17 protein-coding genes are annotated in these 15,551 nt (G+C 65.7%); 8 read left to right on the top strand and 9 right to left on the bottom strand.

Features of this window, described 5'->3' with window-relative positions; translation table 11 throughout:
- Nucleotides 1-6 precede the first annotated feature (6 nt).
- Both imuA and lexA read right to left on the bottom strand, forming a co-directional pair.
- Nucleotides 7-621 (bottom strand): translesion DNA synthesis-associated protein ImuA, encoded by a 615-nt coding sequence (gene imuA, locus KSS94_RS12995; RefSeq protein WP_217843369.1) that lies wholly within the window; start codon nucleotides 619-621, stop codon nucleotides 7-9.
- A complete protein-coding gene (lexA, locus tag KSS94_RS12990) occupies nucleotides 621-1,229 on the bottom strand; it encodes a transcriptional repressor LexA (RefSeq protein WP_496197749.1) in 609 nt (202 codons plus the stop codon). The genes imuA and lexA overlap by 1 nt, the downstream gene beginning before the upstream one ends.
- 102 nt (nucleotides 1,230-1,331) lie before the next feature.
- Here lexA and KSS94_RS12985 point away from each other — a divergent pair, with 102 nt between their 5' ends.
- Complete coding sequence (locus tag KSS94_RS12985; RefSeq protein WP_217843367.1) at nucleotides 1,332-1,991, top strand: HAD family hydrolase; 660 nt, start codon at nucleotides 1,332-1,334, stop codon at nucleotides 1,989-1,991.
- 515 nt (nucleotides 1,992-2,506) lie between these two features.
- A complete protein-coding gene (locus KSS94_RS12980; RefSeq protein ID WP_217843366.1) occupies nucleotides 2,507-3,229 on the top strand; it encodes a DUF899 domain-containing protein in 723 nt (240 codons plus the stop codon).
- Nucleotides 3,230-3,235: 6 nt separating this feature from the next.
- Here the strand turns inward: KSS94_RS12980 and KSS94_RS12975 are convergent, their stop codons facing one another.
- Nucleotides 3,236-3,817, bottom strand: coding sequence for a flavin reductase family protein (locus tag KSS94_RS12975; protein ID WP_217843365.1), 582 nt, complete (start codon nucleotides 3,815-3,817; stop codon nucleotides 3,236-3,238).
- Nucleotides 3,818-4,067: 250 nt separating this feature from the next.
- Here KSS94_RS12975 and KSS94_RS12970 point away from each other — a divergent pair, with 250 nt between their 5' ends.
- Both KSS94_RS12970 and pdxR read left to right on the top strand, forming a co-directional pair.
- A complete protein-coding gene (locus KSS94_RS12970) occupies nucleotides 4,068-4,391 on the top strand; it encodes a hypothetical protein (RefSeq protein ID WP_217843364.1) in 324 nt (107 codons plus the stop codon).
- A gap of 175 nt (nucleotides 4,392-4,566) precedes the next feature.
- Nucleotides 4,567-6,000 (top strand): MocR-like pyridoxine biosynthesis transcription factor PdxR, encoded by a 1,434-nt coding sequence (gene pdxR, locus KSS94_RS12965; protein ID WP_217843363.1) that lies wholly within the window; start codon nucleotides 4,567-4,569, stop codon nucleotides 5,998-6,000.
- Here pdxR and KSS94_RS12960 read toward each other — a convergent pair.
- The gene (locus KSS94_RS12960) at nucleotides 5,993-7,189 is read right to left on the bottom strand and encodes a CynX/NimT family MFS transporter (protein ID WP_217843362.1); all 1,197 of its coding nucleotides are present in this window, start codon (nucleotides 7,187-7,189) and stop codon (nucleotides 5,993-5,995) included. The genes pdxR and KSS94_RS12960 overlap by 8 nt on opposite strands.
- A complete protein-coding gene (locus tag KSS94_RS12955; protein WP_217843361.1) occupies nucleotides 7,186-7,644 on the bottom strand; it encodes a nucleoside deaminase in 459 nt (152 codons plus the stop codon). Before KSS94_RS12955 ends, KSS94_RS12960 begins: the two co-directional genes overlap by 4 nt.
- 209 nt (nucleotides 7,645-7,853) lie before the next feature.
- Here KSS94_RS12955 and KSS94_RS12950 point away from each other — a divergent pair, with 209 nt between their 5' ends.
- Together KSS94_RS12950 and alkB are read left to right on the top strand one after the other, a co-directional pair.
- Nucleotides 7,854-8,291 carry a carboxymuconolactone decarboxylase family protein gene (locus KSS94_RS12950; RefSeq protein WP_217843360.1) on the top strand — a complete coding sequence of 146 codons (438 nt, stop codon included), beginning with the start codon at nucleotides 7,854-7,856 and terminating at the stop codon, nucleotides 8,289-8,291.
- A gap of 136 nt (nucleotides 8,292-8,427) precedes the next feature.
- Nucleotides 8,428-9,072 carry a DNA oxidative demethylase AlkB gene (gene alkB / locus KSS94_RS12945; protein ID WP_217843359.1) on the top strand — a complete coding sequence of 215 codons (645 nt, stop codon included), beginning with the start codon at nucleotides 8,428-8,430 and terminating at the stop codon, nucleotides 9,070-9,072.
- 913 nt (nucleotides 9,073-9,985) lie between these two features.
- On the opposite strand, the gene KSS94_RS12940 is transcribed toward alkB, so the two are convergent.
- Nucleotides 9,986-10,864: a Dyp-type peroxidase gene (locus tag KSS94_RS12940; RefSeq protein ID WP_217843358.1), complete on the bottom strand. Its 879-nt coding sequence runs from the start codon at nucleotides 10,862-10,864 to the stop codon at nucleotides 9,986-9,988.
- A gap of 183 nt (nucleotides 10,865-11,047) precedes the next feature.
- On the opposite strand from KSS94_RS12940, the gene KSS94_RS12935 reads away from it, so the two are divergent.
- Nucleotides 11,048-11,935, top strand: a complete 888-nt coding sequence (locus KSS94_RS12935) for a bile acid:sodium symporter family protein (RefSeq protein WP_217843357.1) — start codon at nucleotides 11,048-11,050, stop codon at nucleotides 11,933-11,935.
- 161 nt (nucleotides 11,936-12,096) lie between these two features.
- Here the strand turns inward: KSS94_RS12935 and KSS94_RS12930 are convergent, their stop codons facing one another.
- Entirely contained in the window at nucleotides 12,097-12,558 is a 462-nt protein-coding gene (locus KSS94_RS12930) for a sterol desaturase family protein (RefSeq protein WP_217843356.1), read from the bottom strand.
- A gap of 401 nt (nucleotides 12,559-12,959) precedes the next feature.
- Between KSS94_RS12930 and KSS94_RS12925 the strand changes: the two genes are divergently transcribed.
- Nucleotides 12,960-13,673, top strand: coding sequence for an MgtC/SapB family protein (locus tag KSS94_RS12925; RefSeq protein ID WP_217843355.1), 714 nt, complete (start codon nucleotides 12,960-12,962; stop codon nucleotides 13,671-13,673).
- On the opposite strand, the gene dksA is transcribed toward KSS94_RS12925, so the two are convergent.
- Both dksA and KSS94_RS12915 read right to left on the bottom strand, forming a co-directional pair.
- Nucleotides 13,670-14,077: an RNA polymerase-binding protein DksA gene (gene dksA / locus KSS94_RS12920; protein ID WP_217843354.1), complete on the bottom strand. Its 408-nt coding sequence runs from the start codon at nucleotides 14,075-14,077 to the stop codon at nucleotides 13,670-13,672. The two genes, KSS94_RS12925 and dksA, sit on opposite strands and share 4 nt — an antisense overlap.
- 136 nt (nucleotides 14,078-14,213) lie before the next feature.
- Complete coding sequence (locus tag KSS94_RS12915; protein WP_217843353.1) at nucleotides 14,214-15,551, bottom strand: dihydroorotase; 1,338 nt, start codon at nucleotides 15,549-15,551, stop codon at nucleotides 14,214-14,216.

Here is a 15,551-nt window from a genome sequence, read left to right as displayed (position 1 = left end):
GTGCCATCAGCCCCTGCAGGCAATAGGTGCGGCCGGCGACAGGCCGCCACGGCATTTGAGCACGCGCCACTGCGCCGGGCGCGCGTCGATGGCAATACGCAGGGCCGCTGGCGAGGGGTTATGCGCAGCCTGCTGCGGGCGGCAGGCGAAGGCCAGCGCATCGCCGGTTTCGGCCGCCACTTGCAGGCGGCGCAGGGCGCGGTCATCAGCCCGCTGTGGCCAGCACAACACCGCCGAGCAACTGCCTGAGCGCAGGCATTGTTCGGCAGCCCACAAGGCGTCAGCCGCCTCGGCATCCACCTGCACCAGCCAGCGCAGGTCGACACCTGCCGCCTGCCAGGCCGGCGCGTAGGGAATGAACGGCGGCGCCACCAGCACGACCCGTTCGCCCGCCGCAGTCAAACGCGCAAGCGTCGGCCACAGCAGTTGCAGCTCGCCGCAGCCTGGGCTGGCAAGCAGCAACTCACTAAGCGCCGCAGGCGGCCAGCCACCCTCGGGCAGGCGTTGGTCGAGCGCGGCATGGCCGCTGGGTTGCAGGCCAAGCGGACGAGACTGCGCCTGCCGCCCGCGCCAGACCTGGCGCTGGTCGAGCAGGCGATCGAGGCTGACGACGGCGCCCATCAGTCACGCCTCAGCAGGCCGCAGAACACGCCTTCGATGAAAAACTCATGCTCTGGACCGATGTCGATGGGTTGGTAATTGGGGTTGCGCGGCAGCAGACGATACCCCTCGCGGGTGCGCTGCAGGCGCTTGATGGTTACCTCTCCGTCCAGCCGGGCCACCACGATCTGCCCGTCACGGGCCTCGCCCTGCTGGCGGATACCCACCAGGTCGCCGTCGAAGATACCGTCGTCGACCATCGAGTCACCGCGCACCTTGAGCAGGTAGTCGGGGGTGCGGCGGAACAGGCTGGGGTCGAGCAGCAGTTGCTCGTGAGTACCCAGGTCGGGGCCAATGGGCGCACCGGCGGCCACCTGGCCGAGTACCGGCAGCTCGAGGATTTCGGGGCGACGCAGCGGCTCGGAGAGGCGAATGCCACGCGCCTGGTTGGGGGTGACGTCGATGTAACCGGCCTGGCACAGGGCGGTGATGTGCTTGCGCGCCACGCTACGCGAGGCAAAACCGAAGCGCTCGGCGATATCGGCCAGCGACGGTGGCTGGCCTTGCTCGGTGATGCGCTCGCGAATGAATTCGAGGATAGCGCGGCGTTTGGGGGTCAGTTTGTCCATGGAGCACATTTGTACTCTTTTTCTGAAACACTGAACAGCCCCCTTCATCGTCAGGTTTGGCTATGATGTTGCTGAATTGATTCTTCAACGCCAGGATGCCCGATGCTCACCGCCCTGCTGTTCGACCTCGACGGAACCCTCACCGACACCGACACCTTGCACCTGCAGGCCTTTCGCAAGCTGCTGCACGAGCATGACGGCCGCGAACTGACCCAGGCGCAGTTCAACAGCCAGATCAGCGGGCGCTCCAACGGCCTGCTGTTCGCCGAGCTGTTCCCCGCCGCCAGCGCCGCCCAGCGCCAGGCCCTGGCCGAACGCAAAGAGGCGTTGTTCCGTGAGCTGTCCCCCACCCTCGAGCCCCTGCCCGGCCTGCTGCGCCTGCTCAAGCATGCACGCCTGCAGGCCATCGGCATGTGCGTGGTGACCAACGCGCCGCGGCTGAATGCCGAGCACATGCTGGGGGCCATGGGCCTGAACGAGTGGTTCGACCATGTGCTGGTCAGCGATGAGCTGGCCCGCCCCAAACCCGACCCGCTGCCCTACCTCACCGGGCTGCAGAAGCTGGGGGCCAACGCCGCCCAGGCGCTGGCCTTCGAGGATTCCTTGCCCGGCGTGCAGGCGGCCAGTGGCGCTGGTATTTATACCGTGGGGCTGGCAACCACGCAGCCTGCCGAGAAGTTGCATGAGGCGGGGGCGCAGCTGGTGATCGAGGATTTTGATGATCCGCGGTTGTGGGCGTTGATTGGGGGGATGGAGGGGTAGGTTCTTTTGAGGGTGCCAAGGGCCTTTCCCGCTCAAGGTGCTTGTATGGGCTGCCAGGTGCTCGCCACAACCCTTGCAGCGCCTATCAGATCGAGCGCCGCCCGCGCGGCGCATCGCGACACAAGGCCGCTCCTACAGTTTGTTTCGGGCCAGTCTGTTCTGTGCCATCACCTGGTCCGCCTTGTTGGCTCGACGCGATATCGGCGTGGGCATTGCCGCCGCTCCATATGACTCATGACATGCACCAAGGCAGGCGCCGATACTTTCACAGGCATGACTGGCCCGAAACAGATGTAGGAGCGGCCTTGTGTCGCGATGCGCCGCGCGGGCGGCGCTCGATCTCACAGGCGCTGCAAAGGCTGTGGCGAACACCCGGCAGCCTTCATGCAACTTAAAGCCAAACCTCTTGCCCGCATCCAATCCCCCAACCACTCATCGCCCACCCACTCCCCCCTGTCGATTCCGCCGCCCCCCACCCGACCACTAGCTGAACCCCCACCCGCGGAGCCCACCCCATGACCACCCCCAAGCACCCGGTCGTCCCCCGCGACCAATGGCTGGCCGCCCGCCGCCAGCTCTGGCTGCACGAAAAAGCCTTCACCCACCAGCGCGACGAACTCGCCGCTGCCCGCCGCGCCCTGCCCTGGGTGCAGGTTGAACAGAACTACCGCTTCCACGGCCCTGACGGCGAACTGACCCTGGCCGACCTGTTCGCCGGCCGTAGCCAACTCTTGGTCTACCACTTCATGTTCGCCGACGGCTGGCAGGAAGGTTGCCCGGGCTGCTCGTTCCTTGCCGACCACTTCGACGGCGCCAACCTGCACCTGGCCCACCACGATGTATCGCTGGTGGCGGTATCGCGGGCACCTTTCGATGAGTTCCAGGCCTTCCGCCAGCGCATGGGTTGGCGCTTCCCCTGGTTCTCGTCCCATGGCAGCCGCTTCAATGAAGACTTCGGCGTGAGCGTCGCCAGCGATGGCCGCGGCGAATACAACTACGAAACTTACGAGGGCAAGGAAAGCGAGCTGCCCGGCCTGAGCGCGTTCTACCGCGACAGCGACGGCGTGCTCTACCACACCTACTCCACCTACGCCCGCGGCCTGGACATTCTGGTCAATACGTACAACTTCCTCGACCTGGCCCCACTGGGGCGTAACGAGGGCGGGACCATGGACTGGGTACGCCACCATGACCGCTACGAAGAGGCGGCCGCCAAACCGCACTGCTGCAGCGACTGAAACGACTCAGGCGTCCGGGTCGACCACCAGCGGCTCGCCGATGGCATAGAAGTGCCCGCCCGCCACGTAGTGCAGGCTGCGCCAGTCGGGCCCGGCGTGTTCGTAGGCCCAGTGGCCGTCGCAAAATACGCGGTCGTCGGCCCAGGCAGCGACCACCTCGCCAATGAACAGGTCATAGGTTTGCTGGTTGTGCGGCTCATCGATCACCCGGCACATCAGCCAGGCCGAACAGCCGTTGACCAGTGGCGCTTCAAAACCCTCCACCCGGGCCAGCTCCACGCCGATACGCGCCAACTTGTCGGGCTGCTCGAACAGGCTGTGATGGCCCACCTGGTGAGTGAGCCTTGCCTGGGCGGCATTGGGTACCTGCAGCACGAACCAGCCGCTGCCCTCGACCAGTTGGCGGGTGCGGGCGATCTTGTCCAGCACCACCGTGACCTTGGGCGGGTTGAAGTCCAGGGCGCAGGCCCAGGCGGCAGCCATCACATTGTCGACCCCGGCATGGCTGGCCGATACCAGCACGGTCGGGCCGTGGTTGAGCAGGCGGTAAGCCTTGTTCAAGGGCACGGGCTGGAAGTGTTCGTTCATGGGTTACCTCGATACAGGCAGCGGCATAGCCTGATTGGAAAAGATCAGCATTGTGCCGCAGCGCCAAGGCTTGCGGCCAGGCTGACCCGGGTCAAGGCAGCCAACAGGTCGGCTTAGGTAGTTTAGGAAGCTTCCTAGTACGCAACAGGATGCGTCCTACACCTTGCCGTTCGCGCGGCACTTCATGATCGGACCTGGATGTCGTCCCGGCCGCCGTCAGCGGCCAGCCCCAACCCGACGAGGCCCCAGCATGCCCACCACTGCCCTGCGTACCACCTTGCGCCAATTGCTGGCCCATGATTTCAGCAACCCCGACAACAACCCCAACCTTTCAGGCGTGCGCTTCTTCTGCGCCACCGACGAACCCACCCGCATGCTGATCGAGCAGGTCGAACTGCTGGCCAGCGAGGCCCTGTTCGATGCAACCGGGCGCGCCTTGCCCGAGCGCATGCGCGCCGCCGCCATCGAAGGGGTCAGCATTCAGCAAAGACGCAAGGCCCCGGATGACGAGACCGTGATCCGCATTGCCCTGCCCGACAAAAGCTACATCACCGTGAGTACTGCCCGGCTGTGAGCCGCTGGCTTGTTTGACTGTGTGGAAGCGACAGCCTTGGACTGCCTTGCCGGCCTCATCGCCGGCAAGTCGGCTCCTACAGATACAGCGCAGGCTTCAAGCCCGCGCGCCCCACTTGCGCCCACTGGCACAAACCTCGAAGCTTTGCAGCTCCCAGCCGCGCCGGACCCGCCCCATGGAACTGCACATCCGCCTCGAAGGCCGCAAAGGCCTCGCCGAGCAGCTTTATCAGCAACTGCGCGCCGGCATTGAAAGCGGCCATCTGGCAGCAGGCACCCAACTGCCCCCCACCCGCCTGCTGGCCGAGCAGCTGGGCGTGTCACGCAAGACGGTGGCAGAGGCCTATTCACGCCTGACCTACGACAACCTGCTCAGCGGCAAGGTCGGCCGCGGCACGTTCATCGCCCCACGCCTGCCGGTGCGGCACAACGCCAACGAAAACGTCCCCCTGGCCGCCGCCGAATCCCTCGAGCGCTGGCGCCAGCGCGCCACGGTCCTGGGCCGCCGTGCATTGGATGCGCCCTCGCGCTACGACTTCGTCGGTGGCGCCTCGAGCAAGGCGCAGTTCCCCTACGACCACTGGCGCAGTTGCCTGCAATACGCACTGCGCCGCAGCCAGCGCCACACCGACCGGCAGTTCTCCCCGCAGGGCCTGCCCGAGCTGCGTGAGGCCATCGCTCATCACATTGCCTACGCCCGTGGCGTGCACTGCAGCGGCGCCGATGTACTGGTGTGCAACGGCGCCCAACAGGCCCTGGACCTGATCGCCCGGGTATTGGTGGAACCTGGCTGCAAGGTAGCCATGGAAGACCCCGGCTACCCGCCGGCGCGCCAGCTGTTCCTGGCCATGGGCGCACAGCTGCAATCGGTACCGGTGGATGACCAGGGCCTGTGCGTGGAGCAGATCGCCGACGGTACCCGGCTGATCTATGTCACCCCTTCGCACCAGTTTCCGTTGGGCATGCCGATGAGCGAGGCACGTCGCCAGGCATTGCTGGCCCGCGCCGCCGAGCTGGGCGCACTGGTGATCGAGGACGACTACGACTGCGAGTTCCGCTACCAGGGGCCAGCTGCCGAGGCCTTGCAGCGCCTGGATCGGCACGGCCTGGTGGCTTATGTCGGGACCTTCTCCAAGACCCTGTTACCCGAGCTTCGGCTGGGCTATGCGGTGCTGCCACCAGCGGTGATGCAGGCGGCTTGCGTGGCCAAGCACCTGACCGACTGGCACAGCCCGAGCCTGCAGCAGTGGGCGCTTGCCCGGTTCATTGGCGAAGGCCACCTGAACCGCCACATCCGCCGCTGCCACGAGGTCTACAGTGCTCGCCGCGAACGCATTCTGGCGCGCCTGGATGGTGACCTGTCGCCCTGGTTCAGCGCAGTACCGGCCAGCGCCGGCTTTCACTTGAGCGCCCTGGCCCGCCCAGGGGTGGACGTTGAGCAGTTGATCAACCTGGCACGCAAGGTCGAGGTTGGCCTTTACTCGCTGGCCCCGTTCTTCAACGAAGCGCCGGTGCAACCTGGCTTGCTGCTGGGCTTCGGCGCCATCGAGCTATTGGACATCGACCCGGCGCTGGACCGGGTCGCCGATACCTTGCAAAGCCTCAGCTGACAGTCGTGGGCTCGCGCTGTGGCCCTTGGCGGGCGATAGCTTGCCGATAACCACCCGGGGCAAAGCGCGCGGTCACCATCAGCATGGCCAGCACGGTGCAGGCCAGCAGCGTCCACGACGCCTGAAAGTCGCCACTGACATCCCGTAGCCAGCCGGTGATGTAGGGCACGATGCCGGTGACGATAAAGCCCACACCCTGCACGAACGCCGCAAGGCTGCCCGCCTCGGCTGGGGTGCGCAGGTGCTCCAGGGTCAGCGTCAGGCTCAGGCTGAAGCACGCCCCAAGGCCCAGGCCGATCATCGCCACCCATAGGCCCATGGCGCTGGCGGGAGCCAGCAGCAGGCCGGTAAAGCCGCCCAGCTGGATCAGCAGCGCCAGCCACAGCCCAGGCCGCCGGTCGGCCAGGCCACGCAGCAGCAATGGCAGGCCCAGCGCACCGGCCACCTGGAACACGGTCATCAGGCCCACCAGTTCGCCACCGCCCTGAGCCGTGCCGCCATGTTCCAGGTGGTAGGCCGGCAGCCAGGCCACCATGCTGGTGTAGCCGCCGTTGATCAGCCCGAAGTACAGCGCCAGCAACCATGCCCGGCGGTTGCCGAACCAGTGGCCGCCGGCGCTACCGCCGAGGGTTGCCACCGGCTGGCGCGGCCGCAGGGCCAACCAGGCCAGCACCGCCAGCAGCGCGGGTGCGGCCCATACCCCAAGCCCCACCTGCCAATGCCCGAAGTGCGCGCTGATCGATGGCCCCAACAACGCCGCCAGGCCGCCGCCGCTCATCAGCGCCGCCGAGTAAATGCCCATGGCTGCCGGCAGCCGCCGCGGGAACCAGCGGTTGACCAGCCCCGGCATCATGCCCTGCACCAGCGCCACCCCCAGCCCGGCCAGTATCGCACTGGCAATCAATGCCCAGGCGCTGCCCAGTTGCAGGCGCCACAGGCAAGCCAGGGCAATCGCCGAGAGCCCGGCGAGCATGCCGCCATGCTCGCTCAGCCAGCGCCGCAGCCAAGGTTGCAGCAGCGGCACCAGCCCCATGCACAACACCGGCAAGGCAGTCAGCAAGGCTGCTTGCTGGTAACCCAGCCCGGTGCTCTGGCGCATGGGTTCAAGCAACGGCCCGATGCTGGTGAGGATTGGCCGCAGGTTCAGCGCCAGCAGCACCACCAACAGCAGGTTCAGTGCGCCCCTCATGCCTGGCCAGCCTGTTTCCATTCGGCGTACAGACCCGCTTCGCCGGCCGGCTTCAACGGGCGCAGCGGCAGGCTTTGCTGCTGCGGCGGGCGCGCCATCTGCGCGTAGACCGCAGCGGTGGACAACCCATAGGGCTCGCCTTCGGCGTTGTCGTAGGCAAACCAGGCACGCTCGATACCGCACAAGTGCATGGCCGCCAGGCACATCGGGCACGGGTGGCCACTGGCGTAGATCTCGGCGCCGTCAAGGCGCGGGCGGCCCAGCGCGTGGGCGGCCTTGCGAATGGCCTGCATCTCGGCGTGGCTGGTCGGGTCCTGGGTGCTGTGGATTTCGTTGACGGCACGGGCGACTACCTGGCCCTGGTATACCAGCACCGCACCGAAGGGCCGGCCACCGGCGTGAATGTTGCCACGGGCGAGCTCGAGGGCTTCGCGCATGAATGGTTCGTGGGTCATGGCTGAGGTTCTCTGCAAAACACCCGGCCATTATCCCGCCTGCCCTGCCCTGGCAGAAATGAAGAGATTGGATGCAACCCAGTGGCCGCCTGAATGCGCGCATTGGCCTCCTGGCAAAGCGCGGGATTGGCTATTCGGCCGGGGACTGGCTGGCGCTAAGGTAGTGCCACACGCTCAATTCCACAGCCTGAATTTGCCGGAGAACCACCATGCACGAACGTATCGAATGGGCCAAGCACGCCCCGGAAGCTTACAAAGCCATGATCGGCCTGGAGCAAGCCTTGCTGGCCTCGGGCCTGGAGCACTCGCTGCTCGAACTGGTGCGCCTGCGTGCCTCGCAGATCAACGGCTGCGCCTATTGCGTCAACTTGCACGCCAACGATGCGCGTAAAGCTGGCGAAACCGAAGCCCGCCTGCAGACGCTGAGCGTCTGGCGCGAAACCCGCTACTTCACTCCGCGCGAGCGTGCGGCCCTGGCCTGGCTCGAAAGCCTTACCCGCTTGCCCGAGCGTGGCGCCCCGCAGCCTGAATACGAGGCATTGCTGGAGCACTTCGACGCCAGGGAAGTCGCCAACCTGACCTTGGCCATTGCCACCATCAATGCCTGGAACCGTTTTGGCGTGGGCTTTGCGATGGTGCCGGCCTAAGCACAGGGGCACCGATGGATGGCTCGGCATTTTCAACGCGGCGCCGCCAAGCCAGGGCGCTTGCACCACGATAATCCAGGCCAACGCTGCTGATCCCTCGTACACTGCCAGGCACATCCTTGCCCAGCCTACGACCATGATCCAGCCGCCCCTAGACCTGTTCGGCCCCGAACCTCAGCAGTTGGCTCCCCATACCACGCTGCTGCCGGGCTTCGCCCTGGCGCAAGTCGAACCGCTGCTGGACGCCCTGCGCCTGGTACTCAAGGCGGCGCCGCTGCGGCACATGCGCACTCCTGGGGGTTTGCCGATGGCCGTGGCCCTGAGCAACTGCGGGGCTTTGGGCTGGGTCAGCGACGAGCATGGCTATCGCTATACCCCGTTCGACCCGCAGAGCAACCAGCCCTGGCCGCCCCTGCCCTTGGTGCTGCAGGCATTGGCCGGCCGCGCTGCTGCGCTGGCCGGGTTCGAGGGGTTCGTGCCGGATGCCTGCCTGGTCAACCACTACCGGCCGGGCGATCGCCTGAGCTTGCATCAGGACCGCGATGAGCGGGACTTCAGCCAACCCATCGTGTCGGTTTCCCTGGGGTTGCCTGCGGTGTTCCTGTTTGGTGGCCTGCAGCGCAGTGAGCCTGCCCGGCGTATTGCGTTGAACCATGGTGACGTGCTGGTTTGGGGGGGTGAGGACCGGCTCCGGTTTCATGGGGTACAGCCGGTTGGGCCTGGGGTGCATTCGCGGTTGGGAGAGCGGCGGATCAACCTTACCTTGCGCAAGGCGGGGTGAATGTTTTGTTCGGGTTCGGGCTCGGGCTCGGGCTCGGGCTTATAGTGATTGCGTTGGGAGATGTATGCGCATTCATTGACGATGACGGCTTTTCGTCACCTTTCCGCCCTTACGGCGGCCTACTTTTGTCTTGGCAAAAGTAGGCAAAACCGCCTGCTCCTATCATCCGGCCCCCTACGCTGCGCTTCGGGGGTTCCCTCGCTCCGGGCTTGCTCCGGAGGTACGCGCCGACGGGCCGTCCCTGGCCCGATCGGCGCTCGACCGGCATCCATGCCGGTCGCCCTCCTACGCAATCCCTACGCTCGGCCTCCTGAAGTCGCGATTTGTGTTGTCTGAACTACCGCGCGCTTAGAAGCAAGATCAACAGCCAGATCAACAGCCAGATCAACAGCTGGATATTGGTTTGATTGTTGTTGATGTGTTGTTTGTTCTGACGCCATCGCGGGGCAAGCCCGCTCCCACGTTGGAACTGCGCACGCTGAACCACGTGGGAGCGGGCTTGCCCCGCGATTCAACCCTGAGGTCCCACGGTGGCAACTAGCGGTTAGCTGCGCCAGTGCAGGCGCCGCCCCTAACTTCGCGACTTCAGGAGGCCGAACGCAGGGATTGCGTAGGGGGGCGACCGGCATGGATGCCGGTCGAGCGCCGATCGGGCCAGGGACGGCCCGTCGGCGCGTACCCCCGGAGCAAGCCCGGAGTGAGGGAACCCCGCCGCGGGCGGGGCTGATGAATGGAGCGCACGGTTTTTGGTTACTTTTTTCCACGAAAAAAAGTAACCCGCCGTAAGGGCGGAAAGGTGAATAAGCGTCACTACAAATAATGAATGCGCCTACAACTCTCAAAACCAACTAAAGCCAAATAAAGCCAAATAAAGCCAAATAAAGCCAAATAAAGCCAAATAAAGCCAACCACCTCACCCCAACAACAAACGCAGATCAACCCCACCCTCACCCACAGGCGGACACCAATAGAACCCCCCACTCAAAGGCCGGCTAAACCGATACAACCCATCCACAACCCCATCCTCAAGCCCACTCATCCGCCGCAACTGCACCTCGAAGGCATCAAACGAATGCCCCAGGGCAACAAAGGCCAACCCAGCCCCGCGCTCATCCGCCCAGGCCACCGACCTGCGCACCATGAACGCCTCAGGCTCGAAGCTCTCCTGCGCCGTACGCTTGACGTGCGCCGACTCCGGTGCATCTTCGAGTTCTTCGTTGTCGCTCAGGCGCCGCCCGATGATGTTGTCCTGCTCACCCTGCGGCAACGACTTGAAGTAGCCCAAGTCATGCTTCCACAGCTGGAACGCAGCATAACTGGAGCCCGCCAGGCCAGCCACGTCACCCGGGACGATGGCCGCCTCGACCGCAGCCTCGTCCACCGGGTTCTCGGTGCCGTCCTCATAACCCGTCAGGTCATGCCCGCCACGGTGTAAAAAACCATCGACGCTGTCCACCAGACGCAGCGCCGGGGCCAGCAACGCTTGCAGGGCCTGGGCGCGCAAAAACAGCTCGCCACGCTCCTCACCGCGCAACCACAGCCACAGCGCGTGCTGGGTCGCCGGGTTCTCTACCGCTGCGTCCAGTTGCGGGAACGCACGCAAACCCGGCACCTCTCGCCCCAGGGCTTTGGCCAACGGCGCACCGATAGCCAGCAGCAGGCTGCTGCCGTCCACTTGCGCAGTCAGCTGGTCGAGCACGCCAGGCAAGGCCTCCTGCGAGTCGATGGCAAAGAACAGGTGGCGGGCGTGGGCCGGCACCGGGGTGGCAAGCAGACCTTGCTGGAACGGCATGACGGGCTAATCCTTCGGCAAAAGCGCGAATGCTACTGCGCCAGGCGCGCCACCGCAACGCGGTACAGGGCCGCTGCGGCGCGGGTTGCGGTAACAAACGGTTACTAAAGATGGCCCATTGCGATTAGCTATCGTTTAACTGCCACCTAGACTGGCCGAGGTCCTTCGCCCGAGTAGCCCGCCATGACCGCCTCACCCCTGCTCACCGCCTTTCTGCCCCTGGCCCTGGGCATCATCATGCTTGGCCTGGGTTTGTCGCTGACCCTGGCCGACTTCGCCCGGGTGGTGAAATACCCGAAACCTGTAGTTATCGGCCTGGCCTGCCAGATCGTGCTGCTGCCGCTGGTGTGCTTCCTGATCGCCAACGGCTTTGGCCTGGAGTCTGCGCTGGCGGTAGGCCTGATGCTGCTGGCCGCGTCCCCCGGAGGCACCACCGCCAACCTGTTCAGCCACCTGGCCCATGGCGATGTGGCGCTGAACATCACCCTGACGGCGGTCAACTCGCTGATTGCCATCCTCACCATGCCACTGCTGGTGAACCTGTCGCTGGGCTGGTTCATGGAGTCCGGCCAGGCCATCCCACTGCAATTTGCCAAGGTGCTGCAGGTTTTCGCCATCGTACTGCTGCCGGTGGCGCTGGGCATGCTGATTCGCCACTGGGCGCCAGGCTTTGCCGGACGCATGGAGAAACCCATGAAGATCGTGGCGGCGTTGTTCCTGGCCTTCACCATTGTGCTGGCCCTGGCCAAGGACTGGCAGACGGTGGTGGAGTACGCACCCATCGTCGGTGGCGCGGCGCTATTGTTCAACCTGCTGAGCCTGGGGGTGGGCTACTGGGTGCCGCGGCTGCTTAACATCCCCAGGCGCCAGGCGATCGCCATCGGCATGGAGATCGGCATCCACAACGGTACCCTGGCCATTGCCCTGGCGCTGAGCCCGACCCTGCTCAACAACGCCACCATGGCGGTGCCCGCGGCGCTGTACAGTTTGATCATGTTCTTCACTGCGGCGGGGTTTGGCTGGTGGGTGAGCCGGGGGCGGCAGGCAGAGGCTACTGTGGCTGCGAATTGACGAGCCCCGCGGAAGATAGACTCAGCGCATTCCTGTAGGAGCGGCCTTGTGTCGCGAAAGGGCTGCGCAGCAGCCCCGGCAATTTTGCATGATGCGCAAACCCTGGGGCCGCTGCGCGCCCCTTTCGCGACACAAGGCCGCTCCTACAGGGGCCGCGCCCCTCAACCGCGTCGCCGCTTGAGCTGGCCCTTCAACACCCGCAACGGCGGCGCATAGAAGAACCCGAATGACACGCTCCCCGTGCGCCCCTTCACCGCATGGTGCAGCCGGTGCGCCCGGTGCAGGCGCTTGAGGTAGCGGTTCACCGGCTTCGGCGCCCGTGGCCAGTGGCGGTGGAAAAAGCCGTCGTGGGCCACCACGTAGGCCAGCCCATACCCCGCCACCCCGGCCCCGACCCACTGCAGCGGCGCATACCCGGCCTTGCCCAACGCCACCAACCCGGCAGCGATCAGCGCCAGGGCCACCAGGTACAGGTCGTTGGTTTCCAGCACGCCCAGGTGCGGCTCATGGTGCGAGCGGTGCAGCCACCAGCCCCAGCCGTGCATCACGTACTTGTGGGCCAGGGTACCGACGCCCTCCATGGCCACCAGGGTGGCGAACAGCACGGCGAGGTTGTACAGCATGCAAGGGTCCGGGTTCGAGGCGATAACGGGCACAAGGGTAACATTGGAGCGCCAGGCGCGGGAAAGTTCGCCATGACGCAATTGTCATGCTTTCACCCTTGACCCTGCCGGATACCGGGCGTAAGGTCCGCGTCGCAGTTACCCCCTTCCCTGCACAGGAGCAGCCTGCATTGGACAGTAGCCCCAGTCGATTGCGACAGGCCCACACGGCGAGCTAGTCCGGCAGCGTTCCTGCCACTGTCTCGCCGCACCCGGTAGACAGTGGTTCCTTCACCTCCCCTGCTTCTGATCCATACGCCAATCGGCGCTATGGTTTGTGGCCCTGCGCAATCATCGTTTTTGTTTCGCGCCACCTGGCTGTGGCGCCCATGCGGGCCATTGCCCGTAGAACGAGGTTCGCGATGGATTGGAAAGTTTTTTTGCTGCGCGTCAGCGTGGCCCTGTTGCTCGGTGCGCTGATCGGTGCCGAACGCCAACTGCGCCAGTGCCTGACCGGCCTGCGCACCAACGCGCTGGTCAGCACCGGCGCCTGCCTGTTCGTACTGATGACCCAGGCGGTGCCGGGCATGTTGCCCGGCGATGCCTCGCGCATCGCCGCCTACGTGGTGTCGGGCATCGGTTTTCTCGGCGGTGGCGTGATCATGCGTGACGGTTTCAATGTGCGCGGCCTGAATACCGCCGCAACCCTGTGGTGCACCGCCGCGGTTGGCGTGCTGTGCGCCCTCGGCCTGCTGCTGGAGGCGGCGTTGGGCAGCCTGGTGGTGCTGTGCGCCAATATTTTGCTGCGCGACATCGCCCTGCGCCTGGACCGCCAGGAGGTGGTGACGGCCAGCGAGGCCGAGCAACGTTTCGAGGTGCGCATCGTGTGCCGCGCCGAAGACGAGATCCAGGTGCGCAGCCTGATGCTGCACAGCCTCGGTGACCCAGGCCTGCGCCTGCAATCGCTGCACAGCGAGGACCTCGCCGACGCGACGCGCCTTGAGGTGCGCGCCGAACTGCTGGGCACCGCCCAGGCGCCCACCTCGCTGGAGCGACTGGTCAGCCGGGTAAGCCTGGAAAAAGGCGTCAGCGCGGTACGCTGGCAGTTGCTCGCACAGCCGCTTGCGGCCGACTAACCTTCAGCGCGCAGGTGTCGTTCGCGCAACTCCTGGCGTTCCTTGGCTTCGATGCACAAGGTTGCCGTTGGCCGCAGCAACAGCCGGCGCAGGCCGATGGGCTCACCGGTTTCCTCGCACCAGCCGTAGTCGCCACGGGCCAGGCGCTCCAGCGCCTGGTCGATCTTGTCCAGCAGCTTCTTCTCGCGCTCCAGCGAGCGCAGTTGCCAGTGGCGCTCCTCTTCGGCGCTGCCGATATCGGCCGGGTCGCTGTGCACCTCGTACTCGCGCAGGGCGCGGAATTCCTGGTCGATACGGCTTTGCAGCTCGCCGCGTTGGGCCAGCAGCAGGTTGCGAAAAAACTGGCGCTGGGGTTCGTTCATGTAGGCATCGCTGGGTTGGTCGAGCAGTTCGGCTTCGGTCATGGGGATGAGTCCTGGTGAGAAATGACAATACGCCGCGCCCTTGTAGGAGCCGGCTTGCCGGCGATGGAGCCGGGCCTGCAAACAACAAGCCTGCTGGCCCCTTCGCCGGCAAGCCGGCTCCTACAGGGGGCGGTGGCTAGCGCTCGAACATCAGCGGCAAACCCTGGCAGTGCGGCTGCACCTGGCCTTGGTGCCAGGCCAGCTGGCCAGACACGATCGTGCTGCGCACCACATGGTGGAAGGCCTGATGCTGAAACGGCGTCCAGCCGCAACGGGCCAGGATCGGGTCATCGGCGACCGGGCGCGGTGCAGCCAGCCGCTCGACCAGCGCGAAATCGGCCCAATACCCCTCGCGCAGGAACCCACGGTCACGAATGGCAAACAGCTCGGCCACCGCGTGGCTGGTCTTGTGCACCACCTGCGTCAAGCTCAGCGCGCCCTGGCTGACCAGCTCGAGCGCTGCCGGCAGCGCATGCTGCACCAGCGGCAGGCCAGAGGGTGCCTGGGCGTAGCTGCGGCGCTTCTCCTCCAGGCTGTGCGGCGCATGGTCAGTGCCGATCACATCGACCCGGTCCTCGGCCAGCGCCCGGCGCAACGCCTCGCGGTCACTGCCAGTCTTGATCGCCGGATTGCACTTGATCAGGTGGCCAAGGGTTGCATAGTCGCTGTCGTCGAACAGCAGGTGGTGCAGGCACACTTCAGCGGTAATGCGCTTGCCCGTCACCGGGCCGGGCTCGAACAGCGCCAGCTCCCGCGCAGTGGTCAGGTGCAGCACATGCAACCGCGTGCCAAAACGTCGGGCCAGTTCCACCGCCAGGCTGGACGAGCGATAGCAGGCCTCGGCATCGCGAATCAGCGGGTGCGCGGCCGGTGGGATGAACTCGCCATGGCGCGCACGCCAGGCCGCCTCGTTGGCCAGGATGCTCGGGGTATGTTCGCAGTGGGCCAGCACGATGGTCGGGGCGTAGACGAACAGCTTTTCCAGCACCTGCGGGTCGTCCACCAGCATGTCGCCGGTGGAGGCGCCCATGAACACCTTGATGCCGGCCACCTCGCGCGGGTTCAACGCGGCGATGGTGTCGAGGTTGTCGCGACTGACGCCGAAGTGAAAACCGTAATTGGCCACTGAGTGGCTGGCCGCCCGTCGTTGCTTGTCGGCCAGCGCCTCGCGGGTGAGCGTGGGCGGGTTGGTGTTGGGCATGTCCATGAAGCTGGTGATGCCCCCCGCCACCGCCGCCCGCGACTCGCTGGCGATGCTGCCCTTGTGCGCCGCGCCGGGCTCGCGAAAGTGCACCTGGTCATCGATCATGCCGGGCAGCAGGAAAGCGCCTGCGGCATCTATCTCGCGCCGGGCCTGCACGTTGTAAAGGCTTGCGCCAATGCGCTCGATGCGGCCGTGGCGCACCAGCAGGTCGGCGTCGAACACCTGCCCCTCGTTGACCAGCCGGGCGTTGCGAACGATCAGGTCGTCCAT

This window comes from Pseudomonas fakonensis (genome assembly GCF_019139895.1).
GTDB lineage: Bacteria > Pseudomonadota > Gammaproteobacteria > Pseudomonadales > Pseudomonadaceae > Aquipseudomonas > Aquipseudomonas fakonensis.
Note: the sequence above shows the minus strand (reverse complement) of the source record. Positions and strands in the feature narration are given on the sequence as shown.